The organism is Sinorhizobium sp. 22678 (assembly GCF_052044265.1).
GTDB classification, from domain to species: domain Bacteria; phylum Pseudomonadota; class Alphaproteobacteria; order Rhizobiales; family Rhizobiaceae; genus Sinorhizobium; species Sinorhizobium meliloti_A.
The window spans coordinates 32,424-53,873 of sequence record NZ_JBQEMS010000021.1; the positions used below are offsets into that span (position 1 = coordinate 32,424).

Sequence of the window (21,450 nt, forward strand, 5' to 3'; positions counted from 1 at the left end):
GTGCTGCCGGAACTTCAGCTCCGGGTGGTTGGCATAACTATGACGAGAGTGGCGCAGATGAAAGCTCAGTCGCAGAGTGTCACGAGCGCCTTGCCGCGACTGAGATCGCTCACCAGAGCGAGCACGTCGTCTAATGCGTCTTGCCGTATCTCGACCGACAGCACCGCACCGGTGCCGGTGAAACTCTCGGAGGCGATCGACACGCCGCGCGCTGCCAGCCGCGCCTTGATGAGCGCGAGATCGGCGAAGTCGCAGGCGATCTCGGCGCGCTGACGCTCGATGAGCTCGATCTTCTCCGCCGCCCGCAGGCAGAGCGCCGCCGTGCCGCCATAGGCCCGGACCAATCCGCCGCTGCCGAGCAGAATGCCGCCGAACCAGCGCGTCACGACGACGGCGACGCGATCCAGCGACTGGCCGTCGATCGCCGCAAGGATCGGCTTGCCCGCCGTCCCGCTTGGCTCGCCGTCGTCGCTGAAGCGATAGCTCTGGCCGACCCGCCAGGCCCAGCAATTGTGATTGGCCGCAGTGTCCGAGTGGGCGGCAATGAAGGTCTTGGCCGATGGTTCGTCCTCGATCGGCCCGGCAATCGCGAGAAAGCGGCTCTTCTTGATTTCCTGTGTCGAGGTCTCGATGCGTTGGAGCGTGAACATCCGCTTTGTCCCGATTCTTCCAGCGGTCATAGCGGACGGATGGCGCACCGTCATCGTCAAGGTCACCCCTCCCCAACCCCTCTCCACAAGGGGGAGGGGCTGGGGAGGGGCAAATCGGGCGTTCAGACCGGGTAGATTGTCGACAATCATCCCGGTCCAAAATGTCGACCATCAACCCGGTTGAACAGGAGCGTTCAGCCGATCGCCATCAGGCTGGCATTGCCGCCGGCTGCCGCCGTGTTGATCGAGGCGGAAACCTCTTCCACGAGCCAGTTCAGGCAATAGGCGTCCGGGTTGCGGGCGATTTCCTCGCTCGATGCGGCCTGGACGAGCAGGAGCGGGCCGGGCAGGGCGGCGATGGCCTTGTTGACGGCGCGGACGCGCTCGGCGTCACCTTCGACCAGCGCACCGGCGAAGGGGCCGTCGGCAGCCCAGTCCTTTGACCAGGAGACGCGCAGGCCAACCGTTTGCGGCACGTTTTTCAGCGAAGCCTGCAGACCGGAGGCGGCATCGATCGCGACGCTGTTGCCGGTCGCGAGCGCGGCGGCGAGCTGGTGGTACAGCCCGCTCTCCGTCGCCGGCACGAGGAGGATGCGGCCGCGCGCATGGAGGGTATAGAGGTTGCGTTCGCCGACCGGGCCGGGCAGTTCCAGGTCGAGGCCAAGGGCCGAGCTGCTGCCGGCGTTGCGGGCCGCTTCGGCCTCCGCGCGCGCGCCTTTGCCGTCGAGCCACTTGGCGAAATCGAGAAGGACCGGATCCGTGTGCACCGAGCTGTGCTGCGGCGGAACCGGTGGGGTGGTAACCAGGCGGCCGAGATAAAGCGGACCGCCGGCCTTGGGACCGGTACCGGAAAGACCGCGCCCGCCGAAGGGCTGAACGCCCACCACCGCGCCGATGATGTTGCGGTTGATGTAGAGGTTGCCGGCCTTGATACGGCTTGTCACATGCGCGATCGTCTCGTCGAGGCGCGTGTGGAGCCCGAAGGTGAGGCCATAGCCGGTGGCGTTGATGTCGTCCACCAGCCGGTCGAGATCGTCGCGCCGGTAGCGGATGACGTGCAGCACCGGCCCGAAGACCTCGCGTTGAAGATCGGAAAGCTTCTCGAGTTCGATGATCGTCGGCGGCACGAAGGTGCCCACTCCGGTCTCCGAGGCAAGCCCGATCTGCTCGACCTTGCGGCCGAGCCCGCGCATCCGCTCTATGTGCTTCTCGATGTTGTCCTTCGCCTCTGACGTGATGACCGGCCCGACATCCACGGAAAGACGATCGGTGCGGCCGATATGCAATTCGTGCAGCGCGCCCTTCAGCATCGTCAAGATGCGGTCGGCCACATCCTCCTGCAGGCACAGCACACGCAGCGCCGAGCAGCGCTGGCCGGCACTGTCGAAGGCTGATGTGATCACGTCGCCGACCACCTGCTCGGCAAGCGCCGAGGAGTCGACGATCATCGCATTCTGGCCTCCGGTTTCGGCGATCAGCGGGATCGGCCGGCCGGCAGGCGAAAGGCGGTCGGCAAGCTGTGCCTGGATCAGCCGCGCGACTTCCGTCGACCCGGTGAACATCACACCCGCAGTCTCGGCTGCGGCGACCAGCGCCGCACCCACGCGTCCGTCGCCCGGAAGAAGCTGCAGCGCGCTTGCCGGGATGCCGGCCTCATGCAGGATGCGCACACCCTCGGCGGCGATCAGCGGCGTCTCTTCCGCGGGTTTGGCGAGCACGGGATTGCCGGCCACGAGTGCGGCGGCGATCTGCCCGGTGAAGATCGCCAGCGGGAAGTTCCACGGGCTGATGCAGACGATCGGCCCGAGCGGCCCGTGGCCGGGGCCGAGCGTGCGCCGCGTCTGTTCGGCATAGTAGCGCAGGAAATCGATCGCCTCGCGCACCTCGGCAATGGCGTTCAGCGCCGATTTGCCTGCCTCGCGGATGATCAGCCCGAGAAGCGTGGGCATGCGGGCCTGCATCAGCTCGGCGGCGCGGTCGAGGCAGGCGGCCCGTTCGGACGGCGGGACGGCCGCCCAATCCGGCGCCGCTTCGGCGGCAAGGCGCACGGCGCGCCGTGCGTCCTCTTCCGAGGTCTCGGTCACCGAGCCTGCGACGTCGCGATGATCTCCGGGATTTAGAACCGTGCGCGTCTCGCCGGCAGCGGGACCGGTAGCGAGCCGCGGTACGGCGGTCCACTTCATGGCCGCGCTTTCCCTCAGCGCTTCCGTAAGCGACGCAAGCGTTTCCTCGTTGGAAAGGTCGAGGCCTGCGGAATTGGTCCGCGCATCGCCGAAGAGCTCGGCCGGCAAGGCGATCCTGTCGTGCTTGGCGCCGACGACCGGCATGGCGCGGACGACTTCGACGGGATCGGCGATCAGTTCGTCGATCGAAACCTTCGGGTCGTTGATGCGATGCACGAAGGAGGAGTTGGCGCCGTTTTCGAGCAGGCGCCGGACCAGATAGGCAAGCAGCGTCTCATGGGTGCCGACAGGCGCATAGATGCGGCAGGGACGATCGAGCTTGCGGCGGCCGACGACCTCTTCGTAAAGAGGCTCGCCCATGCCGTGCAGGCACTGGAATTCGTATTTGCCCACCTGAAAGTCCCTGCCTGCCATGTGATAGATGGCGGCGAGCGTCTGGGCATTGTGTGTCGCGAATTGCGGGAAGACCACATCGGTCGCGGCAAGCAGCTTGGCTGCGCAGGCGATATAGGAGACGTCGGTGTGGATCTTGCGCGTGAAGACCGGGAAATCCGCGAGCCCGTCGAGCTGCGCCCGCTTGATCTCGGCATCCCAATAGGCGCCCTTCACGAGCCGCACCATGATGCGCCGCCCGGAGCGCCGGGCGAGATCGATGATGAAGTCCAGAACGAAGGGGCAGCGCTTGCCGTAGGCCTGGACGACGAAGCCCATGCCGTTCCAGCCGGAGAGCTCGCCGTCGAGGCAGAGCTCCTCGAGGAGATCGAGCGACAGTTCCAGCCGGTCGGCTTCCTCGGCGTCGACGTTGAGGCCGATATCGTAATTCCTGGCGAGGAGTGCGAGCGCCTTTACCTTCGGCAGCAGTTCGCCCATCACGCGCGCGGCCTGCGCGCGGCTATAGCGGGGATGCAGCGCCGAGAGCTTGATCGAGATGCCGGGGCCTTCATAGATGCCGCGGCCGGCGGAGGCTTTGCCGATCGCGTGAATGGCGCTCTCGTAATCCCTGTAATACCGTTCCGCGTCGGCGGCCGTGGTCGCGGCCTCGCCGAGCATGTCGTAGGAGTAGCGGAAGCCCTTTTCCTCGAGTTCCTTCGAACGCTTCAGCGCTTCCTGGATCGTCTCGCCGGTAACGAACTGTTCGCCCATCATCCGCATGGCCATGTCGACGCCGCGCCGGATCACCGGCTCGCCGCAACGCGAGATGAGACGTGTGAGCGCCGCCGACAAGCTGCGGTCGTTGACCGTCGAGGTCAGCTTGCCGGTTACGACGAGGCCCCAGGTCGCGGCATTGACGAAGAGCGAACGGCTGCCGCCGAGATGCGATTTCCAGTTGCCGTCGGCGATCTTGTCGCGGATCAGCGCGTCACGCGTCGCCGTGTCGGGAATGCGCAGCAGCGCTTCCGCAAGGCACATGAGTGCCACGCCTTCCTGGCTGGAAAGCGAATATTCCTGCACCAGGCCCTCGACGCCGGAGCCGCTGTGCTTGCCGCGCAGCGCCTCGATCAGCTTGCGGGCCGTTCGTGCGGCCGCATCCCGTGTTTCCTTCGATTGCGTGGCCGCTTCGAGAAGCGGCGGCAGGCATTCCGTTTCCGGGCGGCGGTACGCGGCCGTGATCGCCTGGCGCAGCGTGCTCTGTGGCCGGACCGGCGGTGCGAAGTCGGCGAACGGCGCCGGGGCGACCTCGACGGGGGTTTTTTGAAGCGGGTTCGGGCTCATTGAACGCTGTCCTCCACGGAATGGTAGCGGGCGCTATCGACGCCCTGATGTCGTGGCAGAAAATACGCGTGCCATCGCCGAACATCCATCCGGCAAATTAGCATTATGACCGAATGTTTCTCCACGACAGGCCAGACAAAAGGAGGACTATACGGAGTGCAGGCCAATGTTCCGGACGAAAATCAGCATGCAGTCCCGAAAAGTTGCTCCCGCGCCATCAGGCACTCGTCATCCCCCGGCATGCAGGTGCGACAGACGATGGGGCGTATATCGTAGACCTTGCAGGCGACGGAACGGCCGAGCTTGCCCTCAAGCGCCGTGCAGCGGCCGCTCTCGCAACGCATGCCGCCGAGATCCGCAGCCACATAATTTGCCGGTATGCGCTCGAGCTCTTCCTCCGTCTCGAGCGAAAAACGCGGCCAGTCGGCCGAATAGGCGCAGCAGGCGCCGCAGCTCTGGCAGTCGAAATTCTGATTGGCGGGAACGGAATGGCTCATGGCATCAGCCTATCACGAAGCGGGTGGCGCCGGAATGCCTGCCGCTCGCGCCGGAAGGTCACGTCCCCACCGCGTCGCGCCTAGCTATCTCGTAGTCTTCCGTATGCACGAGCACGCCGTCGCCGGTCACCAGCGCTATGCCGTAGGCCGCCGGCTCGTCCACCGAAAGAGATGCGTCCGCCGTGTCGAAGGGCATCGGCTGCTGGTGCACGGGGCTTTTGAAGATCGAGAAGGGAATGCCGCGACTGGAGCCGCTGATGGTGCGGTGAACATGACCGGCGAAGATATGACGAACATTGCCGTGCCGCTTCACCAGGGCGTAGAAGTCGTCTTCGTTGATGAGGCGGATCATGTCCATACCGGCAAAGCCGCTGACATGCGGCGGGTGGTGCATGAAGACGAGCGCCGGCCGGCCGCCGGCCTCTTCGAGTTGCCGGCCGAGCCAGGCAAGCCGCCTGTCGCATAGGTGACCGGCGTGACTCACCGGATAATCGTAGGGCGGTGCAAACAGCGTATCGAGCAGGATCGCGCGGCAATCGGCGAAATCGAGCACCTGCTGGACGAAGCCGTTCACGTCGACCGCCGTTTCGGCGAAGACGTCGAGAAACACTTCGCGCCGGTCGTGATTGCCGATCATGAGTGCCGCCGGTGGGGTGAGTTCGCCGAGAAGGGCCTTCAGCCGCTCGTAGGAAGCGCGGTCCGCCCGATGCGTCAGATCGCCGGCGAAGATCACCCGGTCGGCATCCGCATGATAGCGGTTGACGTGGGCGATGCCGTTTGCGAGCCGCCGATACGGGTCCAGCCCGATGATCGTCTCGCCTTCGGGCACCATGTGGAGATCGGAGAAAATGATGAGCTTCGTCATGTGCGTCCCGCGTTGATGTCTCACGGGTCACGCTCCTGCGCCTGCTCGCAGGCGTCAAGCGGCATTTTCGGGCGGGTCGGACCTATGCGGAAGACCGGACTGCCGCCCCCATCACTGCAACCGCTCCGCGGTTGCCTGCGCGAAGCGCCGGACGGTCAGCAAATCGCCGGAGGATTTACCGGCCATGCCGCGCTCGGCGAGGAGATGGGCATAGCTTGCCATTGCCAGAGCGTGGCCGTTCGCGGCGGCTTCGGCGAGAATTCGTGCCGACTGCAGCTTCTGTCCAGCCTTGTCGAGAACGCGTGCGAGCTGGAACTGCGTCCGGGCGCCGCCGTTCTGATTATAGGCCTCGCGGCAGGCGGAAAGCGCCACTCCGATGCGGATGTTCTGCGTCGCAACGGCCGGGAAAGCCCTGTTGCGCTCGAGGTCGAATTCGCTACCGGCCTCGCGGTCGCATTGCTCGGCGGCGGTGAGATCGCTTGCACGCGCAGAGGAAGGCATGATCGCGAAGAGGGGCAGGAGCACGGCCGCCGCAAGCAGATGATGCAGGCCGGTGCGAAGGCTCGATTCAACGTATTTCGTCATGGTGCGCTCCCTCTTGCCCCCACATTCTAGGGTCGCTCCGACTCGGTATCTGTTCCGCGGGAAACAGCGGCGAAGGCGATGAAACGGTGAGTTCAGGCAGACCCCAAGATGCGTCTTGCATCGGGGACGCCTCGGTCTATCCTCGTGAGGAGCCGGAGGCCGAACAGGGAGCGCTGCGAAACCCAGCGGAGAAGCCGATGCGGCAGTTCGAGGTGAGGAGACGGATCTTTCTTGGCGGGGTGTTGCTTGCCGCCGTATCGGGCGGCCGTTCGACGGCAGCAGCTCCGGTCGTGGGCAAGGCCGCAAAGATCCGCGGCAACGTCCGCCGTCGGCAGGGCGGGGACGAGGAACGGCTGGCGATCGGCGGTGCGGTTCTCGACAAGGATTATGTCCTGACGAGCAGCAACAGCTTCGCCGATCTCGCGCTCAGCGAAACGCGTATCCTGCTGGGGCCGCAAACGGAACTGCTGATCGACAGCTACATCGCCGGCCAGGGGGGAACCCTGGAGCTGGGACTGGGCCGGATGGTCTTCGACCGGCCCGCAGGCTTGCCCAAGACGGACGTCGCGGTGCGCACCGCCTTCGGCATGATCGGCGTTCGCGGAACGAAATTCTTCTGCGGCCCGAGCCGAGCGGCTTTCGCGGTCTTCGTTGAACATGGTGTGGTATCCGTTCAGGGCGGCGGCATTACACGGACAGTTGCGGCCGGCCAGGGCGTCGACATCAGCCACCCGGGCGCCGCTCCCAGCGAACCGACGCGCTGGGGAGAGGTGCGGATTCGTCAAGCCTATGCGAGCGTCGGGTTGAGGTAGCGGCGATGGCCGGCATCCCGCGCTGCGGTGGCTGTCCTCATTCCGCTCGAAGGTGCTTGTTCAGCCCATCGCTCGCTACCGTAAATAGCTCCATCGATCCGAAGCCTCTGATATCGTGGCGTCCAAGGGATCTGAGCGCCGCATTCGACTGCGCAGCCGCCGCCGGGCCGATGCAGATGGCGGTGCCGAGAAACTTGTTCGCCTCCTGAAGGCGAGCGGCGAGGTTCACCGCATCGCCATGGGCGGTGTAGTCGAGCTTCCCTCCGGCGCCCACCTCTCCCAGTACCGCCGGCCCGGTTTCGATGCCGATGCGCGTCCTGCCGAAACCGTGTTCGGCAAATTGCGCACGTCCGCGCATCTCCTCGGTCAGGACATGGATCGCCACGGCGCAGCCGATCGCCTTGTCTACATGGTCGGGCAGGTCCTCTGGCGCGTTGAAGAGGGCGTGGACGGCATCCCCGACCACCTTGTCGACCATGCCGCCATGCCCGGCGACGAGCGCGTTCACCTCGGCGAAATAGACGTCGAGCAGGGCCACGAGTTCGCGGGGGCCAAGCTTTTGCGAAAGTGTCGAGAAACCCTCGATATCGGTGAAGAGCGCCGTCACCGGGCGTTCCTCACCGGCCATGCGCCCGCGATCGGGCTCATCTATGTAACGCGCCACCACGGACTGCGGCAGATATTGCGAGAATTTCCGCCGGGCGATCGCCTCTGCGCGCCGCGTGCGCGCAAACTGCAATGCGCTGGTGACGACGAGCACCGCAACCAGTGCCAATGATGTGCCGACTGCGTCGAAGAGCCAACCGGTGGAGGCATAGATCGCACCGGCAAAGGCGATGACGGCGAGCACCGTCGCAGCGCCCAGCATAAGGGATGCCATCGGGCGAAGCCTGGTTGCCGCATATGCTGCAGCGACTCCCGCTGCGAAGGCGAAGACCGCCTCGATCAATGGCAGATTGCTGCCACGGTAAGGCACGAACCCCGTCATGATCGCATTGGCGATATCGGCGTGGATCTGAACCGACGGCTGGAGCGGCATGGAGGCGGTGGGCCGAAGGCCGCCAAGGCTCGGCATGCTGCTGCCGATCAAGACGAGCCTTCCCGCCAAACGACTTTTCTCCAAGCGACCGGCGAGGATGTCGGCCGCAGAGATCGTGCGGGCGGCGATCGCCTCCTCGGAACTTGCGGGGAAGCGCAGGTTGCCGTTCTCGTCGAGGGGGATGATCGCGTGATCAAGCCTCAGCCAGGCGGGTTCTCCGCCGAGAACGGGCGTGCTGCTGTCGGCGGCGAGCCGCCCCGCTTCGATGCCGAGTGCCGGGTAGGCATCGTTGCCAAGTATGGCGAAAGCCTGAACGCGCCGGACCCGCGCGTCTTCGTCGCCGACGAGAAAAGCCGCCGTCGCAGCCCTCGCCTGGTCCATGAAGGCCGGGCAAGAGGTCTCTGCCCCTTCGATAAACCACTGCGCGGGGACGGCCAGCTGGCGCCGGAGGGCCAGAGGCGGCACGGGGCGCGGCCGTTCGAGAACGTGATCGGCCGCCAGGAAGCCGAGGGCCGCGGGTGCCCTGCCGATCGCCGCGGCGAGCGCGGCGTTTGCGGGCGAAGCCGGGTCGCAGGCGGAACTGAAAACGAAATCGACGGCGATCGTCTTCGGCCCGGCCGCGGCCAGGCGTGTAATCAGATCGGCGGTTGCGGCCCTGTCCCAGCTGCCGCCACGCGCTTCATAGGCCTTGCGGTCGACGTCGACGACGATGATGTCGGGCGACCTCGGCGAGGGGACCCATTGGGTGAGATTATCGAAAAAGAGCTCACGCTGGGTGTCGAGGATGGTTCCGGCAGAGAGATAGAGCAGCAGCGCCGCGGCAAGGCTGGCGATGATCCCTCCGGAAAGCGGGGTTATGCGGTGATGCATCCTCGGCCTTACGCTCAACCGCTCCAAGTTTTTGAAACCGCCCGCTTTCAGGCGAGCGGCGTCAATCCTCCTCCGGATCGGCGATGCTCAGCAGGCGGCCGACATTGCAGCAGATGATGCCGTCCGCTCGCTTGATCGCGCCGCTCTCCTCCAGCGACAGGATCGCGCGGTTCACCTTCGGCCGGCTCGCTCCGAGAATCGAGGCGATGTCCGTCTGGCTGAGCGTCAGCCGGAGATTGGCGCTTTGCGGCATCTCGCTGCCGTGGATCTGGCGGAGCGTCGCCAGGAAGAAGCGGGCGACGCGGGCGTTAAGATCGTAGAGCGCAATGGTTTCCAGCCGGTCCGTCGTGTCGCGCAATTGCGCGCAGAGGAAGCGGATCACCGCCTCGGCGGTCCTCGGCCTCTGCGTGATGAGGGCGAGGAAATCCTTCTTGCCGATCACATAGCCTTCGGCGTTGGTGACGGCCGTCGCATCCGCCGATCGCGGCTGTCCGTCGAGCAGCGCCATTTCGCCGAACAGCGCTCCTGCCTCGTGCTGCCGCAACATGAGTTCGCGGCCTTGCGGCGTGAACAGCGAAAGCTTGATGCGCCCGGAAACCACCACGATCATGTAGTCGCCTTGGTCGCCGCGTTGGAAAATGACCGTGCCCGCGGACCATTTGCGATAACTGGCGATGCCCGAGAGCTCGCACAGGGTTTCGCTGTCGAATTCTTCGAATATAGGGAAGGACCGCCAGAAGGCGGAACTCCGGATGACTTCAGCCATTGCGGTTACCCCTGCGTTCCCCTTTACGCGTCGGGGAGTTTTGACTCTGTTGCCTCATCTTGCAACAGAAAAGCGCTTGATCGGCCGGCCGAAGCCAAAGCGGTAAGGCATCAGTTGACGACGAATCGATTCCGTCTCTAGATTGTGAACGATCTGTCGCCGGGTGGGCGGCTAGAGGATTTCGAAAATCTTGTTATCTCTGCTGCCAACACGTTTTCCAACAGGAGCCTTGCGCATGTCCCAGAATGTCATCGTGCTCATCGGGCGCATTCTTCTCTCGATCATCTTCATCACCTCCGGTTTCGGCAAGCTCACCGACCCGTCGGCGACGGCCGGCATGATCACCGGTGCCGGTTGGCCTGCCGCAACGGCGCTCGCCTATCTCGCCGGTCTCTTCGAACTCGTTGCCGGTCTTGCGATCCTCGTCGGCTTTCAGACCCGCATCGCATCCTATCTGCTTGCCGCCTTCTGCGTGGTCACCGCCTTCGTCTTCCATAGCGGCGCAATCAACGTCCCGGACTTCCCGCCGGCTGCAAACGGGCTGCTGACGGTCTTCAACCAGATCATGATGATGAAGAACATCACGATCGCCGGCGCCTTCCTGGTGCTGGCAGGCTTCGGCCCGGGCGCGCTCGCGCTCGATGCCCGCACCGGAAACACGGTCGCCGCTTAACGCAGGCACCTCTGATCGAGAAGAACCCGCCGGCTCGCCGGCGGGTTCTTTGTTTAGGCGTCACCTTCTTAAGGATAGATGACGCCCTTGCGCAGGATGACGTTGCCGTAGAGCCGCGGCTCGCTGGTCTGCACCACCGCATGAGCAGCCTTCACCCGCTGATAAAAATCCGCTCCGAGCAAAGGAACGACCGGCTGTGTCGGCTCATGTTTCCGACAGCAGGCGATGATGTCCCGATGCACCGGGTCGAGCGCATCGCGGTCCTGTTTGACCGTTGCCCGAAAGATCGCCTCCGGCACGAAATCGTCGATCGGCAGGATGCTCAAGACGGCGTCGAGCACGGGGACAAGCGGGTGCCCGTCCAGCCGGATGAGCCGGCGCGCGTGCTCCAGCCCGGGGTAATTTCCGTCGACGAGTGCAATCTCGTCGCCGTGCCCCATCGCTCTCAATGTGGAGAGAAGCTCCGGGCTCAGAACGGGGCTTATTCCTTTCAGCAAGTGTCAAAGCTCCTTGAAGAGGACATTGGTGTCCAGAAGATAGCGGGAGAAGAGCGGCAGGCTTGCGCCGCCGATCGCGCGGGCGTGACTGCCGACGGTGCCTTCGACGAGGTCCGGAACCGTGACGCCCTGCAGGTCGAGCGTCTGGATGGCCTTGCGCGTCGCGGCAAGAAGGCGCGCCCGCACCCAGGGCGGAAAGCCGCCGTCGATCACGGCCGCCGAAAAATCGACGACGGAAACCGCGGAGACGACGGCTTGTGCAAGCGCCGCCGCCGCATCCTGGATCCATATTTCGAGCGGCTCGCCGAAATCGATCCAGTCGTCGGCCGAGTACCAGAGCGGCTCCGGGTCGATGCCGCGTTCGCGTAGCAGCTTTTCCAGGACGAAGACCGAGGCGATTTTCAGCAACTGCGTCGACTTGCCGTCCTTGCCGGCGACAGGCAGCGGGCCGACGGCGCCGGCGGTGCCGGTTCGGCCGGAAAAGAGGGCGGAGTTGATCACGACGCCGCCGCCGATAAAGGAGCCGATATAGAAATAGACGAAATCGGGGTAACTGGCGCCGACACCGAAGGCGAGTTCGGCGCCGCAGGCGCTGGTTCCGTCGTTCTGAAGAAACACCGGATGCCGGATGCGCGAGGCGACCGCCGCCTGCAGGTCGAAATCACGCCACCGGTCCATCTCTTCGCGCGGCGCGCCGACCTCCTCCGACCAGTTCCACAACTCGAACGGCGTAGCGATGCCGACGCCGGCGATGCGGCCGCGCTCGCCGGTGTCGAGCTGTCCCTCGAGCTTGCCGATGCCCCCGACGATGAAGCTGACGATCTCCTCGGGGAGCGGATAGGTATGGATCTGATGGAGGTGCAGCCGAATCGTGCCGAGGAAATCCATCAGCACCAGATCGGCGCTGCGCCGGCCGATCTTCACGCCGAAGGAATAGACCGCATCCGGATTGAGCCGCATGGGGATGGAGGGCTGTCCGACGCGGCCGCGCACCGGCGCGCCGCGGACGAGCAGCCCGTCGGCTTCGAGCGACCGCATGATGACGGAGGCGGTCTGCGCCGATAGACCGGAGCGGCGCGCGATCTCGGCCTTGGACAAACTGCCGTGACGGCGCACCAGCGACATGACCAGCCGTTCGTTATAGGCGCGCACGCGCGTTTGATTGGCCCCGCCGCTCGGGTCGATCACATCCGGCTGGGGCGGCCCCGTATAGGGGCCATCTGTCAGTGACATGCCACCGTTTCCTCCCATTGGTACCGTACGGTTCCTCTCCGATCCGGGTACGGCCATGCAGTACCTAAAGCTGTACCGCGACCGCACCCTGATCGCGGCACCCTGACGCCGCTCGGTTCGCGTGGGCCCTGTCCGCATTCGGCCCGCGATTGTCAATGCCCGATCCTCCCGATTGGACGGAAGCGACATTACGCGCAGAATGCCACAATGAGATAATAATTCAATTTGATTTATTTATTGACAGGCTGGATTTTTGATGCTTGATTGACCCTCGGAAGCGCCGTCTGCAGCCGAGGAGAATGTTGCAGCGGGTCCTGAAAGCCGGCGCGCCGGCATTTTTCATCCTTGGGAGGATTTAATGAAGAAGACAGTTCTTTCTGCCGCATTCGGCGCGCTCGCCATGGGCGTTGCTTTCGCATCGCCCTCGCAGGCAGCCGACGTGTCGGCATGCCTCATCACCAAAACCGACACCAATCCTTTCTTCGTGAAGATGAAGGAGGGCGCGGCCGCCAAGGCCAAGGAACTGGGCGTCACCCTCAAGTCCTATGCCGGCAAGATCGACGGTGATTCCGAAAGCCAGGTCGCTGCGATCGAGACCTGCATTGCCGATGGCGCCAAGGGTATCCTGATTGCCGCCTCCGATACCCAGGGTATCGTGCCCCAGGTCCAGAAGGCGCGGGATGCGGGTCTCTTGGTCATCGCGCTCGACACGCCGCTCGAACCCCTCAATGCCGCCGACGCCACTTTTGCGACGGACAACCTGCTCGCCGGCAAACTCATCGGCCAGTGGGCGGCTGCAACGCTCGGCGATGCCGCCAAGGAAGCCAAGGTGGCCTTCCTCGACCTGACGCCGTCGCAGCCCTCCGTCGACGTGTTGCGCGACCAGGGCTTCATGATCGGTTTCGGCATCGACCCCAAGGACCCGAACAAGATCGGCGACGAGGATGATCCGCGCATCGTCGGCCACGACATCACCAACGGCAACGAAGAGGGTGGCCGGACCGCGATGGAGAACCTCCTCCAGAAGGATCCGACCATCAACGTCGTCCACACGATCAACGAGCCGGCCGCCGCCGGCGCCTATGAGGCGCTGAAGTCCGTCGGCCGCGAGAAGGACGTGCTGATCGTTTCCGTCGACGGCGGCTGCCCGGGCGTCAAGAATGTCGCCGAGGGCGTGATCGGCGCGACGTCGCAGCAGTATCCGCTGATGATGGCGGCGCTCGGCATCGAGGCCATCAAGAAGTTCGCCGATACGGGCGAGAAGCCTACGCCAACCGAAGGCAAGGACTTCGTCGACACCGGCGTCGCGCTTGTCACCGACAAGCCGGTATCCGGCGTCGAGTCGATCGATACCAAGACCGGAATGGAGAAGTGCTGGGGCTGATCGGCCACGCGCACAGGCGTGAGGGGAAGGGCGGCCCCGGCCGCCCTTTCCGCAAGTGCCGAGGTCTTTGACAAGGCATCGAAAACCTGCGCAATTTTCAGGGCGGGGCGAGGAAAGCGCGAGATGCTTCTTGCCCGCGTTCCGCTCTGGCTTCTCAGAACCGATCGCGGCGCAAGCGGGATTGTCGTCGAGCGTTCTGAGGCTCGCCGCTTCGACCGGTGGGCCGCGCATCCTGCAGCAATGCACCCCCTCTTGAGCGGGGTTCACGGGAGGAGTCCCCATGGGCGAAACAAACACGGCCGCACAGCCATCCCAGGAATTCGAAAAGGTCCTGGCCGACAGTTCGACGGACGTAGCGTCTTTCGACGCGCATGATAAGACGCTGCTTCAGAAGCTGCAGCACTTCCTGCATTCGAGCCCGGCCGCGGTGCCGCTGATCGTGCTGGTTCTGTCGCTGATCGCCTTCGGGGTCATTCTCGGCGGCAAGTTCTTTTCCGCCTTCACCATGACGCTGATCCTGCAGCAGGTGGCAATCGTCGGTATCGTCGGTGCCGCTCAGACGCTCGTGATCCTGACCGCCGGTATCGATCTTTCGGTCGGCGCCATCATGGTGCTCTCATCCGTCATCATGGGGCAGTTCACCTTCCGCTACGGCTTCCCGCCGGTGCTCTCCGTCATCTGCGGTCTTGGGGTGGGGGCGCTCTGCGGCTACATCAACGGAACGCTCGTCGCGCGGATGAAGCTGCCGCCCTTTATCGTCACGCTCGGCATGTGGCAGATCGTGCTCGCCTCCAACTTCCTCTATTCCGCCAACGAGACGATCCGGGCTCAGGACATTTCCGCGAATGCCCCGATCCTGCAGTTCTTCGGCCAGAACTTCCGCGTCGGCAATGCCGTCTTCACCTATGGCGTCGTGGTGATGGTGCTCCTCGTCTGCCTTCTTTGGTACGTCCTGAACCGCACGGCCTGGGGGCGCTATGTCTATGCCGTGGGCGATGACCCCGAGGCTGCAAAGCTCGCCGGCGTCAACGTCACGCGCATGCTCATCTCCATCTATACGCTCTCCGGTCTCATCTGCGCCCTTGCCGGCTGGACCCTCATCGGCCGCATCGGCTCCGTCTCCCCGACAGCGGGGCAGTTTGCGAATATCGAATCGATCACCGCCGTGGTGATCGGCGGCATCTCGCTCTTCGGCGGCCGCGGCTCCATCATGGGCATGCTCTTCGGCGCGCTGATCGTCGGCGTCTTCTCGCTCGGCCTGCGCCTCATGGGCACCGACCCGCAATGGACCTATCTCCTGATCGGCTTGCTGATCATCATCGCCGTTGCAATCGACCAGTGGATCAGAAAGGTAGCAGCCTGATGGCACAGGAACCCATTCTCACCGCCCGTGGCCTCGTCAAGCGCTATGGCCGCGTGACTGCCCTCGATCGCGCCGACTTCGACCTCTATCCCGGTGAAATCCTGGCCGTTATCGGCGACAACGGCGCCGGCAAGTCCTCGATGATCAAGGCGATATCGGGCGCCGTCACGCCGGACGAGGGCGAGATCCGGCTGGAGGGCAGGCCCATCCAGTTCCGCTCGCCGATGGAGGCGAGACAAGCCGGCATCGAAACGGTCTATCAGAACCTCGCTTTGTCGCCGGCATTGTCGATCGCCGACAACATGTTCCTCGGCCGGGAAATCCGCAAGCCGGGAATCATGGGCAGGTGGTTCCGCTCGCTCGACCGGGCCGCCATGGAAAAGCAGGCGCGGGCGAAGCTCTCCGAGCTCGGTCTGATGACCATCCAGAACATCAACCAGGCGGTCGAGACGCTCTCGGGCGGACAACGCCAGGGCGTCGCGGTGGCACGCGCCGCCGCCTTCGGTTCCAAGGTCGTCATCATGGACGAGCCGACTGCGGCGCTCGGGGTGAAGGAGAGCCGCCGCGTGCTGGAGCTGATCCTCGACGTGCGTCGCCGCGGTCTGCCGATCGTGCTGATCTCGCACAACATGCCGCATGTCTTCGAAGTCGCGGACCGGATCCATATCCATCGTCTCGGCCGCCGCCTCTGCGTCATCAATCCCAAGGATTACACCATGTCCGATGCGGTGGCCTTCATGACCGGCGCGAAGGAGCCGCCGCGCGAGGCGATTGCGGCATGAGCGTCAAATCCCTTGCGGATGAAATCCTGAAGCGGGCGGTCGTTTCCGGCCGCTTCATCGTTGCCATCGCCGGTCCGCCCGGCGCCGGCAAGTCTACGCTTTCCGAAACGCTGGCGGAGGCGATCACGCAGGCGGGCGAAAAGGCGGCGGTGTTGCCCATGGACGGGTTTCACATGGACAATGCCGTTCTCGAAGAAAAAGGGCTGCTTGCCCGCAAGGGGGCACCCGAGACCTTCGACGTCCGATCCTTTCTCGCAACGCTTGCTGCCGTGCGCGCCGATGACGGCGAGGTTCTCGTTCCGGTCTTCGACCGCTCCCGCGAACTGGCGATCGCCTCGGCGAGGATCATCGCGCCCGAGACGCGTATCGTGCTTGCCGAGGGCAACTACCTGCTGCTGGAGGAAGCGCCCTGGAACGGCCTCGACGGCGCCTTTGATTATTCGATCTTCATAGATCCGGGTCTGGAGGTGATCGAGCGGCGGCTCCTGCAGCGCTGGTACGATCACGGCTATGACGAAGACGCGGCGCGCAGCAAGGCCTATGGCAACGACCTGCCCAATGCCCGCCGGGTCCTCGACAGCCGCAGGCCGGCGGATGTCGTGATCAGGGACTTTTAGAGTGCTCGGCATTCGTCCCGCAGTTTCCGGCCGCGGACTGCGGTGACCTTTCGAATCGCCATTGTCTTCGGCGGCGCAATGGTGTTATCGAGGCGCGGTTTCACCACATGAGTTGCCGCCCTTCGAGCGCACCGGTACGCCTGATGCCGGCCGCGCGGATCGGGCGCGAGCATCGGGAGAACGCTGATATGCAAGACCTCGTTATACGCCGCCCTGATGATTGGCATCTTCACCTGCGCGACGGCGGCATGCTGCGCGGCGTGATCGCCGATACGAGCCGCCATTTCGCGCGTGCCATCATCATGCCCAATCTGGTGCCGCCGGTGGTGACCTCGGCCGATGCGGCCGCCTATCGCGAGCGCATCCTCGCCGCCATTCCCGCAGGGGACCGGTTCGAGCCGCTGATGACGCTTTATCTTACCGAGGGCACCGATCCGGGCGATGTGGAAGCTGGGTTCAGGAGCGGCCTCGTCAAGGCGGTCAAGCTCTATCCGGCCGGCGCCACCACCAATTCGTCGAGCGGGGTCCGCGATATCGACAAGGCCATGCCGGTGCTCGAGCGCATGGCCGAGATCGGCCTGCCGCTCTGCGTCCATGGCGAGGTGACGACGGCCGAGGTCGATATTTTCGACCGTGAGGCAGTCTTCATCGAAACCGTTCTCGACCCGCTCCGCCGGCGACTGCCCGATCTCCGGATCACCATGGAGCATGTGACGACGAAGGACGGGGTCGATTATATCCGGGAGCACGCGGCCAATCTTGCCGGCTCCATCACCACCCATCACCTGATCATCAACCGCAACGCCATCCTCGTCGGCGGCATCAAGCCGCATTACTACTGTCTGCCGGTAGCGAAGCGCGAGGCGCATCGGCTGGCGCTTCGCCAGGCCGCGATCTCGGGCGACGTCCGCTTCTTCCTCGGAACGGACTCTGCCCCGCATGTCGACCCGCTCAAGGAATGCGCCTGCGGCTGTGCCGGCATCTACACATCGATCAACACCTTGAGCTGCCTCGCTCACGTCTTCGAGGAAGAGGGCGCGCTCGACCGGCTGGAAGCCTTCACCTCGCTGAACGGCCCAGCCTGGTACGGCCTGCCGGCAAACGAGGAAACGATCACGCTGCACAAGCAGGAGGAGACCGTCCGCTATCCCGCCAAGATCGAAACCGAGGCCGGCCCGGTCACGGTCTTCGACCCGATGTTTCCGCTTCATTGGGCCGTCGTCCAGCCCTGATTGCAGAAGGAGAATCCATGTTTTCGAATGCGTTCACCGATAAGGCGGTGATGGCCGATCTGGTCGCGAAGATGCTCTGGGAAATCAAGGCGGTGCATTTTCGCGCCGACGAGCCCTACAAGCTCTCTTCCGGCATGGCGAGCCCGGTCTATATCGACTGCCGCAAGCTGATCTCCTATCCGCGAATCCGTTCCGCGGTGATGGATTTCGCCGCTGCGACGATCCTGCGCGAAGCCGGCTTCGAGCGGTTCGACGTGGTGGCCGGCGGCGAGACTGCCGGCATTCCCTTCGCAGCCATGCTTGCCGAGCGTCTCGGCCTGCCGATGATCTACGTGCGCAAGGCGCCGAAGGGACATGGCCGCAACGCCCAGATCGAAGGCCATATGCCGGAGGGCGCGCGCGTCCTGGTCATCGAGGATCTGACGACCGCCGGCGGCTCGATGTTCAAGTTCATCGACGCGATCCGCGCGGCCGGCGGCGTCGTCGAGCACGGCATCGCGCTTTTCTACTACGACATCTTTCCGGAAGCCCGCGGCGACATGAAGTCGAAGGGCGTCGACCTGCACTACATCGCCACCTGGCGCAACGTGCTTGCCGTCGCGCGCGAACTGGCGCTGTTCGACGATAAGACGCTGAACGAGGTCGAAGCCTTCCTCAACGCTCCGCTCGACTGGTCGGGCCGTAACGGGGGCGTCAGCGCGCTCGCGGTCCAGTAGCGAAGGGCTTGGCGCGATTTGCCGGATCGATGAATATGTTTGGGGAGGAATGGACATGATCGTTTGCTGCGGAGAGGCCCTGATCGACATGCTGCCGCGGGAGACGACGGCGGGCGAGAGCGCCTTTGCGCCCTATGCGGGCGGCGCGATCTTCAACACGGCCGTCGCGCTCGGCCGGCTCGGCGTCCCCACAGGCTTCTTCACCGGCCTCTCGGACGATATGTTCGGCGACATCCTTCGCTCGACGCTTGAGGCCTCGAATGTCGATTTCGCTCCCTGCGCCACGCTGCCGCTGCACACGACGCTCGCCTTCGTGAAGCTCGTCGACGGGCATGCGAGCTACGCCTTCTTCGACGAGAACACGGCCGGTAGGATGATCACCACGGAGCACCTTCCGGCGCTCGGAGATTTCTGCGAGGCGCTGCATTTCGGCGCGATCAGCCTCATTCCCGAGCCCTGCGGCTCCACTTACGAGGCGCTGATGGCGCGGGAGCACGAAAAACGGGTGATCTCCTTCGATCCGAATATCCGCCCCGGCTTCATCAAAGACCGGGGGGCGCATGTCGGACGCATGAAGCGAATGGCCGCCATGTCCGATATCGTCAAGTTCTCCGACGAGGACCTCGCCTGGTTCGGCATGGAGGGCAGCCACGACGCGCTCGCGGCCGAATGGCTGAAACGCGGCCCGAAGCTGGTGCTGATCACCCGCGGCGCGGACGGCGCGGTCGGTTATACGGACGGCCACAAGGTCAAGGTCGCGAGCGAACGGGTCGAGGTCGTCGATACTGTCGGCGCGGGCGACACTTTCGACGCCGGTATACTGGCGTCGTTGAAGTTCAACGGCCTCCTGACCAAGGAGAAGGTGGCAAGCCTGACCGACGAGGCCATCCGTCAGGCCCTGACGCTCGGAGCGAAGGCGGCGGCCGTCACTGTTTCGCGCGCAGGCGCCAACCCGCCCTGGCGGCACGAACTCGGGCTGTGAGGTCGGTGCCGGCCACGCCGGGTCTCGGCGGGTCCAAGCAGCACGCGCGGCCGTCTATGCCCGCTCTGGCTTCCTCCATCTCCCCCGCAAGGGGGGAGAATCTGCGCGGCTGACCGATCACTCCGATCGGTCGTCGTTCAGCGTGCCGCCTTCAGCAGCGCAGCAACGAGTCCGGCGGTCGAGGAATCGTGTCCCTCGGTGCTTTCCTTGCCTTCGATGACGGGCAGCAGGCCGGTCGCCAGTTCCTTGCCGAGCTCGACGCCCCACTGGTCGAAGGAATTGATGTTGAAGAGCGCGCCTTCGACAAAGACGCGATGTTCGTAAAGCGCGATCAGACGGCCGAGCGCGAAGGGGTCGAGCTGATCGTAGACGATGGTCAGCGACGGCCGGTTTCCGGTGAAGACGCGGTGGGGTGCGATTTTGTCGGCCTTTGCCTCGTCCATTCCCTTGGAGGTCAGCTGCGCCTTGGCTTCCGCCAGCGTACGTCCTCTCATGAGGGCTTCCGACTGCGCCAGGCAGTTCGCCATCAGGAGCTGGTGCTGGTGGCGCAGGTCCTTTTCGTGGCCGTTCGCCGCGATCATGAACTCGGCGGGAATGATATCGGTTCCCTGGTGGATGAGCTGATAGAAGGCATGCTGGCCATTGGTGCCGGGCTCGCCCCAGACCACGGGACCGGTTGCGAATTCGACCGGCTGGCTGTCGAGCGTCACGCCCTTGCCGTTCGATTCCATGTCGAGCTGCTGCAGATAGGCCGGGAAGCGCGTCAGCCGCTGGTCGTAGGGCAGGATCGCCCGCGACGGATAGCCGAGAACGTTGCGATGATAGAAGCCGATGAGCCCGAGGAGCATGGGGACATTCCGGCGAAGCGGCGCGCTGCGGAAATGCTCGTCCATGGCGTGGCCGCCATCGAGGAAGCGGCCGAAATTCTCCTTGCCGATCGCGATCATCAGCGGCAGGCCGATCGCAGACCAGATGGAATAGCGCCCGCCGACCCAGTCCCAAAAGCCGAAGACGCGGGCGGCATCGATGCCGAAGGCGCCGACCTTATCCAGGGCGGTGGAGACGGCCGCGAAGTGATGACCCACCGCCGCCTCGCCGAGCTTGCCGGCGATGAAGGCGCGGGCAGTCGCCGCATTGGTCATCGTCTCGATCGTGGTGAAAGTCTTGGAGGCGACGATGAAGAGAGAGGTTTCGGGATCGAGGAGCTTCAGCGTGTCGGCGATGTGGGCGCCGTCGACGTTGGAAACGAAGTGCAGCCGCGGACCGTCATGGAAGGGGGCAAGCGCCAGCGTCGCCATGACAGGGCCGAGGTCGGAGCCCCCGATGCCTATATTGACGACGTCGGTGATTTTCTTGCCTGTGGCTCCTTTCAGGGCACCGGAGCGGACGTCGTCAGCGAACTTGCCCATGGCCTCCAGAACGGCATTGACGTCCGGCATGACGTCCTTGCCACCCACGAGAACCGGCCGGTTCGACCTGTTCCTGAGCGCCGTATGCAGAACCGCGCGCTCCTCGGTGATGTTGATGATATCGCCGCGGAACATCGCATCGCGCTTTTCCTCGACCTTCGCCGCCTTGGCGAGCGCTTCGAGGCCGTCGATCACCCGGTCGTTCACGGCGCATTTGGAATAGTCGAAGAGGAGGTCGTCGAACGCCGTGCTGAAGCGCGAGAAGCGGTTCGGATCGGCCGCGAAGGCGGCACGGATATCGGTCGCATCGGTTTCGCGTGCAGTGGCTTTCAGGTTTTCGACAAGCGCTTTCATCGCAGGGCTCCTTGCATCGCAACTGGGGCATGGGAATGAGGGCATTGGAATTTGGCTGCGATAGCTAGTCGGTTTAACCGCGGCAAATCAAGGGCAGGTGTGCGCTGCAGCGAAAAAAGGTGGCCGCATCGCTCCATCGGCAGGGCGGCGAAAACTTCCCCTCACTCCAACCTCTCCAGGCAGGCGGTCAGAGGGGACTCGGACGCGCACGCAGCGGCAAAATGGAAC

19 protein-coding genes are annotated in these 21,450 nt (G+C 64.5%); 9 read left to right on the forward strand and 10 right to left on the reverse strand.

The annotated features are described in order from the left end of the window. Positions 1-65: 65 nt before the first annotated feature. The 5 genes from ACTJKL_RS24850 to ACTJKL_RS24870 all read right to left on the reverse strand — a co-directional run bounded on the left by ACTJKL_RS24850 (position 66) and on the right by ACTJKL_RS24870 (position 6,493). A complete protein-coding gene (locus ACTJKL_RS24850; RefSeq protein ID WP_379937043.1) occupies positions 66-650 on the reverse strand; it encodes an IMPACT family protein in 585 nt (194 codons plus the stop codon). Between the two features lie 194 nt (positions 651-844). Beyond that, positions 845-4,546 carry a trifunctional transcriptional regulator/proline dehydrogenase/L-glutamate gamma-semialdehyde dehydrogenase gene (gene putA, locus ACTJKL_RS24855; protein WP_440854061.1) on the reverse strand — a complete coding sequence of 1,234 codons (3,702 nt, stop codon included), beginning with the start codon at positions 4,544-4,546 and terminating at the stop codon, positions 845-847. A 182-nt stretch (positions 4,547-4,728) separates the two neighbouring features. Further along, the gene (locus ACTJKL_RS24860) at positions 4,729-5,043 is read right to left on the reverse strand and encodes a YkgJ family cysteine cluster protein (protein WP_440854062.1); all 315 of its coding nucleotides are present in this window, start codon (positions 5,041-5,043) and stop codon (positions 4,729-4,731) included. Between the two features lie 58 nt (positions 5,044-5,101). Then, positions 5,102-5,908 carry a 2', 3'cyclic nucleotide phosphodiesterase SpdA gene (gene spdA / locus ACTJKL_RS24865; protein ID WP_440854087.1) on the reverse strand — a complete coding sequence of 269 codons (807 nt, stop codon included), beginning with the start codon at positions 5,906-5,908 and terminating at the stop codon, positions 5,102-5,104. Positions 5,909-6,019: 111 nt separating this feature from the next. Continuing rightward, positions 6,020-6,493 (reverse strand): sel1 repeat family protein, encoded by a 474-nt coding sequence (locus tag ACTJKL_RS24870; RefSeq protein WP_440854063.1) that lies wholly within the window; start codon positions 6,491-6,493, stop codon positions 6,020-6,022. A gap of 197 nt (positions 6,494-6,690) precedes the next feature. Between ACTJKL_RS24870 and ACTJKL_RS24875 the strand changes: the two genes are divergently transcribed. Next, positions 6,691-7,305: a FecR family protein gene (locus ACTJKL_RS24875; protein ID WP_440854064.1), complete on the forward strand. Its 615-nt coding sequence runs from the start codon at positions 6,691-6,693 to the stop codon at positions 7,303-7,305. A gap of 37 nt (positions 7,306-7,342) precedes the next feature. On the opposite strand, the gene cyaD1 is transcribed toward ACTJKL_RS24875, so the two are convergent. Together cyaD1 and ACTJKL_RS24885 are read right to left on the reverse strand one after the other, a co-directional pair. After that, positions 7,343-9,214: an adenylate cyclase CyaD1 gene (cyaD1, locus tag ACTJKL_RS24880; protein WP_440854065.1), complete on the reverse strand. Its 1,872-nt coding sequence runs from the start codon at positions 9,212-9,214 to the stop codon at positions 7,343-7,345. A gap of 61 nt (positions 9,215-9,275) precedes the next feature. After that, positions 9,276-9,980, reverse strand: a complete 705-nt coding sequence (locus ACTJKL_RS24885) for a Crp/Fnr family transcriptional regulator (RefSeq protein WP_018094076.1) — start codon at positions 9,978-9,980, stop codon at positions 9,276-9,278. 235 nt (positions 9,981-10,215) lie between these two features. Here ACTJKL_RS24885 and ACTJKL_RS24890 point away from each other — a divergent pair, with 235 nt between their 5' ends. Further along, entirely contained in the window at positions 10,216-10,653 is a 438-nt protein-coding gene (locus tag ACTJKL_RS24890; RefSeq protein WP_440854066.1) for a DoxX family protein, read from the forward strand. A gap of 68 nt (positions 10,654-10,721) precedes the next feature. On the opposite strand, the gene ACTJKL_RS24895 is transcribed toward ACTJKL_RS24890, so the two are convergent. Both ACTJKL_RS24895 and ACTJKL_RS24900 read right to left on the reverse strand, forming a co-directional pair. Continuing rightward, entirely contained in the window at positions 10,722-11,150 is a 429-nt protein-coding gene (locus ACTJKL_RS24895; RefSeq protein WP_018094078.1) for an RbsD/FucU family protein, read from the reverse strand. 3 nt (positions 11,151-11,153) lie between these two features. After that, positions 11,154-12,383: an ROK family transcriptional regulator gene (locus ACTJKL_RS24900; protein ID WP_440854067.1), complete on the reverse strand. Its 1,230-nt coding sequence runs from the start codon at positions 12,381-12,383 to the stop codon at positions 11,154-11,156. 358 nt (positions 12,384-12,741) lie between these two features. Here ACTJKL_RS24900 and ACTJKL_RS24905 point away from each other — a divergent pair, with 358 nt between their 5' ends. The 7 genes from ACTJKL_RS24905 to ACTJKL_RS24935 all read left to right on the forward strand — a co-directional run bounded on the left by ACTJKL_RS24905 (position 12,742) and on the right by ACTJKL_RS24935 (position 19,459). Next, complete coding sequence (locus ACTJKL_RS24905; protein WP_018094081.1) at positions 12,742-13,767, forward strand: sugar ABC transporter substrate-binding protein; 1,026 nt, start codon at positions 12,742-12,744, stop codon at positions 13,765-13,767. 280 nt (positions 13,768-14,047) lie between these two features. Beyond that, positions 14,048-15,130 carry an ABC transporter permease gene (locus ACTJKL_RS24910; RefSeq protein WP_275596851.1) on the forward strand — a complete coding sequence of 361 codons (1,083 nt, stop codon included), beginning with the start codon at positions 14,048-14,050 and terminating at the stop codon, positions 15,128-15,130. Beyond that, positions 15,130-15,912 (forward strand): ATP-binding cassette domain-containing protein, encoded by a 783-nt coding sequence (locus ACTJKL_RS24915; protein WP_411922615.1) that lies wholly within the window; start codon positions 15,130-15,132, stop codon positions 15,910-15,912. Before ACTJKL_RS24910 ends, ACTJKL_RS24915 begins: the two co-directional genes overlap by 1 nt. Beyond that, positions 15,909-16,529, forward strand: a complete 621-nt coding sequence (locus ACTJKL_RS24920) for a nucleoside triphosphate hydrolase (RefSeq protein WP_275596850.1) — start codon at positions 15,909-15,911, stop codon at positions 16,527-16,529. The genes ACTJKL_RS24915 and ACTJKL_RS24920 overlap by 4 nt, the downstream gene beginning before the upstream one ends. A gap of 188 nt (positions 16,530-16,717) precedes the next feature. Then, a complete protein-coding gene (gene pyrC / locus ACTJKL_RS24925; protein WP_411922614.1) occupies positions 16,718-17,761 on the forward strand; it encodes a dihydroorotase in 1,044 nt (347 codons plus the stop codon). Between the two features lie 17 nt (positions 17,762-17,778). Next, positions 17,779-18,477 (forward strand): orotate phosphoribosyltransferase, encoded by a 699-nt coding sequence (locus tag ACTJKL_RS24930; protein WP_100669699.1) that lies wholly within the window; start codon positions 17,779-17,781, stop codon positions 18,475-18,477. Between the two features lie 55 nt (positions 18,478-18,532). Further along, positions 18,533-19,459 carry a carbohydrate kinase family protein gene (locus ACTJKL_RS24935; protein ID WP_440854068.1) on the forward strand — a complete coding sequence of 309 codons (927 nt, stop codon included), beginning with the start codon at positions 18,533-18,535 and terminating at the stop codon, positions 19,457-19,459. Between the two features lie 137 nt (positions 19,460-19,596). Here the strand turns inward: ACTJKL_RS24935 and pgi are convergent, their stop codons facing one another. Further along, entirely contained in the window at positions 19,597-21,222 is a 1,626-nt protein-coding gene (gene pgi / locus ACTJKL_RS24940) for a glucose-6-phosphate isomerase (protein WP_440854069.1), read from the reverse strand. Positions 21,223-21,450: the final 228 nt, after the last annotated feature.

Bases quoted from the DNA above. Each gene is read 5' to 3' on its own strand.
- ACTJKL_RS24885 (WP_018094076.1), bottom strand. From the start codon at position 9,980: ATGGCTGAAGTCATCCGGAGTTCCGCCTTCTGGCGGTCCTTCCCTATA.
- pyrC (WP_411922614.1), top strand. From the start codon at position 16,718: ATGCAAGACCTCGTTATACGCCGCCCTGATGATTGGCATCTTCACCTG.
- putA (WP_440854061.1), bottom strand. From the start codon at position 4,546: ATGAGCCCGAACCCGCTTCAAAAAACCCCCGTCGAGGTCGCCCCGGCG.
- ACTJKL_RS24915 (WP_411922615.1), top strand. From the start codon at position 15,130: ATGGCACAGGAACCCATTCTCACCGCCCGTGGCCTCGTCAAGCGCTAT.
- ACTJKL_RS24875 (WP_440854064.1), top strand. From the start codon at position 6,691: ATGCGGCAGTTCGAGGTGAGGAGACGGATCTTTCTTGGCGGGGTGTTG.
- ACTJKL_RS24850 (WP_379937043.1), bottom strand. From the start codon at position 650: ATGTTCACGCTCCAACGCATCGAGACCTCGACACAGGAAATCAAGAAG.
- ACTJKL_RS24860 (WP_440854062.1), bottom strand. From the start codon at position 5,043: ATGAGCCATTCCGTTCCCGCCAATCAGAATTTCGACTGCCAGAGCTGC.
- ACTJKL_RS24870 (WP_440854063.1), bottom strand. From the start codon at position 6,493: ATGACGAAATACGTTGAATCGAGCCTTCGCACCGGCCTGCATCATCTG.
- ACTJKL_RS24910 (WP_275596851.1), top strand. From the start codon at position 14,048: ATGGGCGAAACAAACACGGCCGCACAGCCATCCCAGGAATTCGAAAAG.
- ACTJKL_RS24890 (WP_440854066.1), top strand. From the start codon at position 10,216: ATGTCCCAGAATGTCATCGTGCTCATCGGGCGCATTCTTCTCTCGATC.
- ACTJKL_RS24900 (WP_440854067.1), bottom strand. From the start codon at position 12,383: ATGTCACTGACAGATGGCCCCTATACGGGGCCGCCCCAGCCGGATGTG.
- ACTJKL_RS24905 (WP_018094081.1), top strand. From the start codon at position 12,742: ATGAAGAAGACAGTTCTTTCTGCCGCATTCGGCGCGCTCGCCATGGGC.
- ACTJKL_RS24935 (WP_440854068.1), top strand. From the start codon at position 18,533: ATGATCGTTTGCTGCGGAGAGGCCCTGATCGACATGCTGCCGCGGGAG.
- ACTJKL_RS24930 (WP_100669699.1), top strand. From the start codon at position 17,779: ATGTTTTCGAATGCGTTCACCGATAAGGCGGTGATGGCCGATCTGGTC.
- spdA (WP_440854087.1), bottom strand. From the start codon at position 5,908: ATGACGAAGCTCATCATTTTCTCCGATCTCCACATGGTGCCCGAAGGC.
- ACTJKL_RS24920 (WP_275596850.1), top strand. From the start codon at position 15,909: ATGAGCGTCAAATCCCTTGCGGATGAAATCCTGAAGCGGGCGGTCGTT.
- pgi (WP_440854069.1), bottom strand. From the start codon at position 21,222: ATGAAAGCGCTTGTCGAAAACCTGAAAGCCACTGCACGCGAAACCGAT.
- cyaD1 (WP_440854065.1), bottom strand. From the start codon at position 9,214: ATGCATCACCGCATAACCCCGCTTTCCGGAGGGATCATCGCCAGCCTT.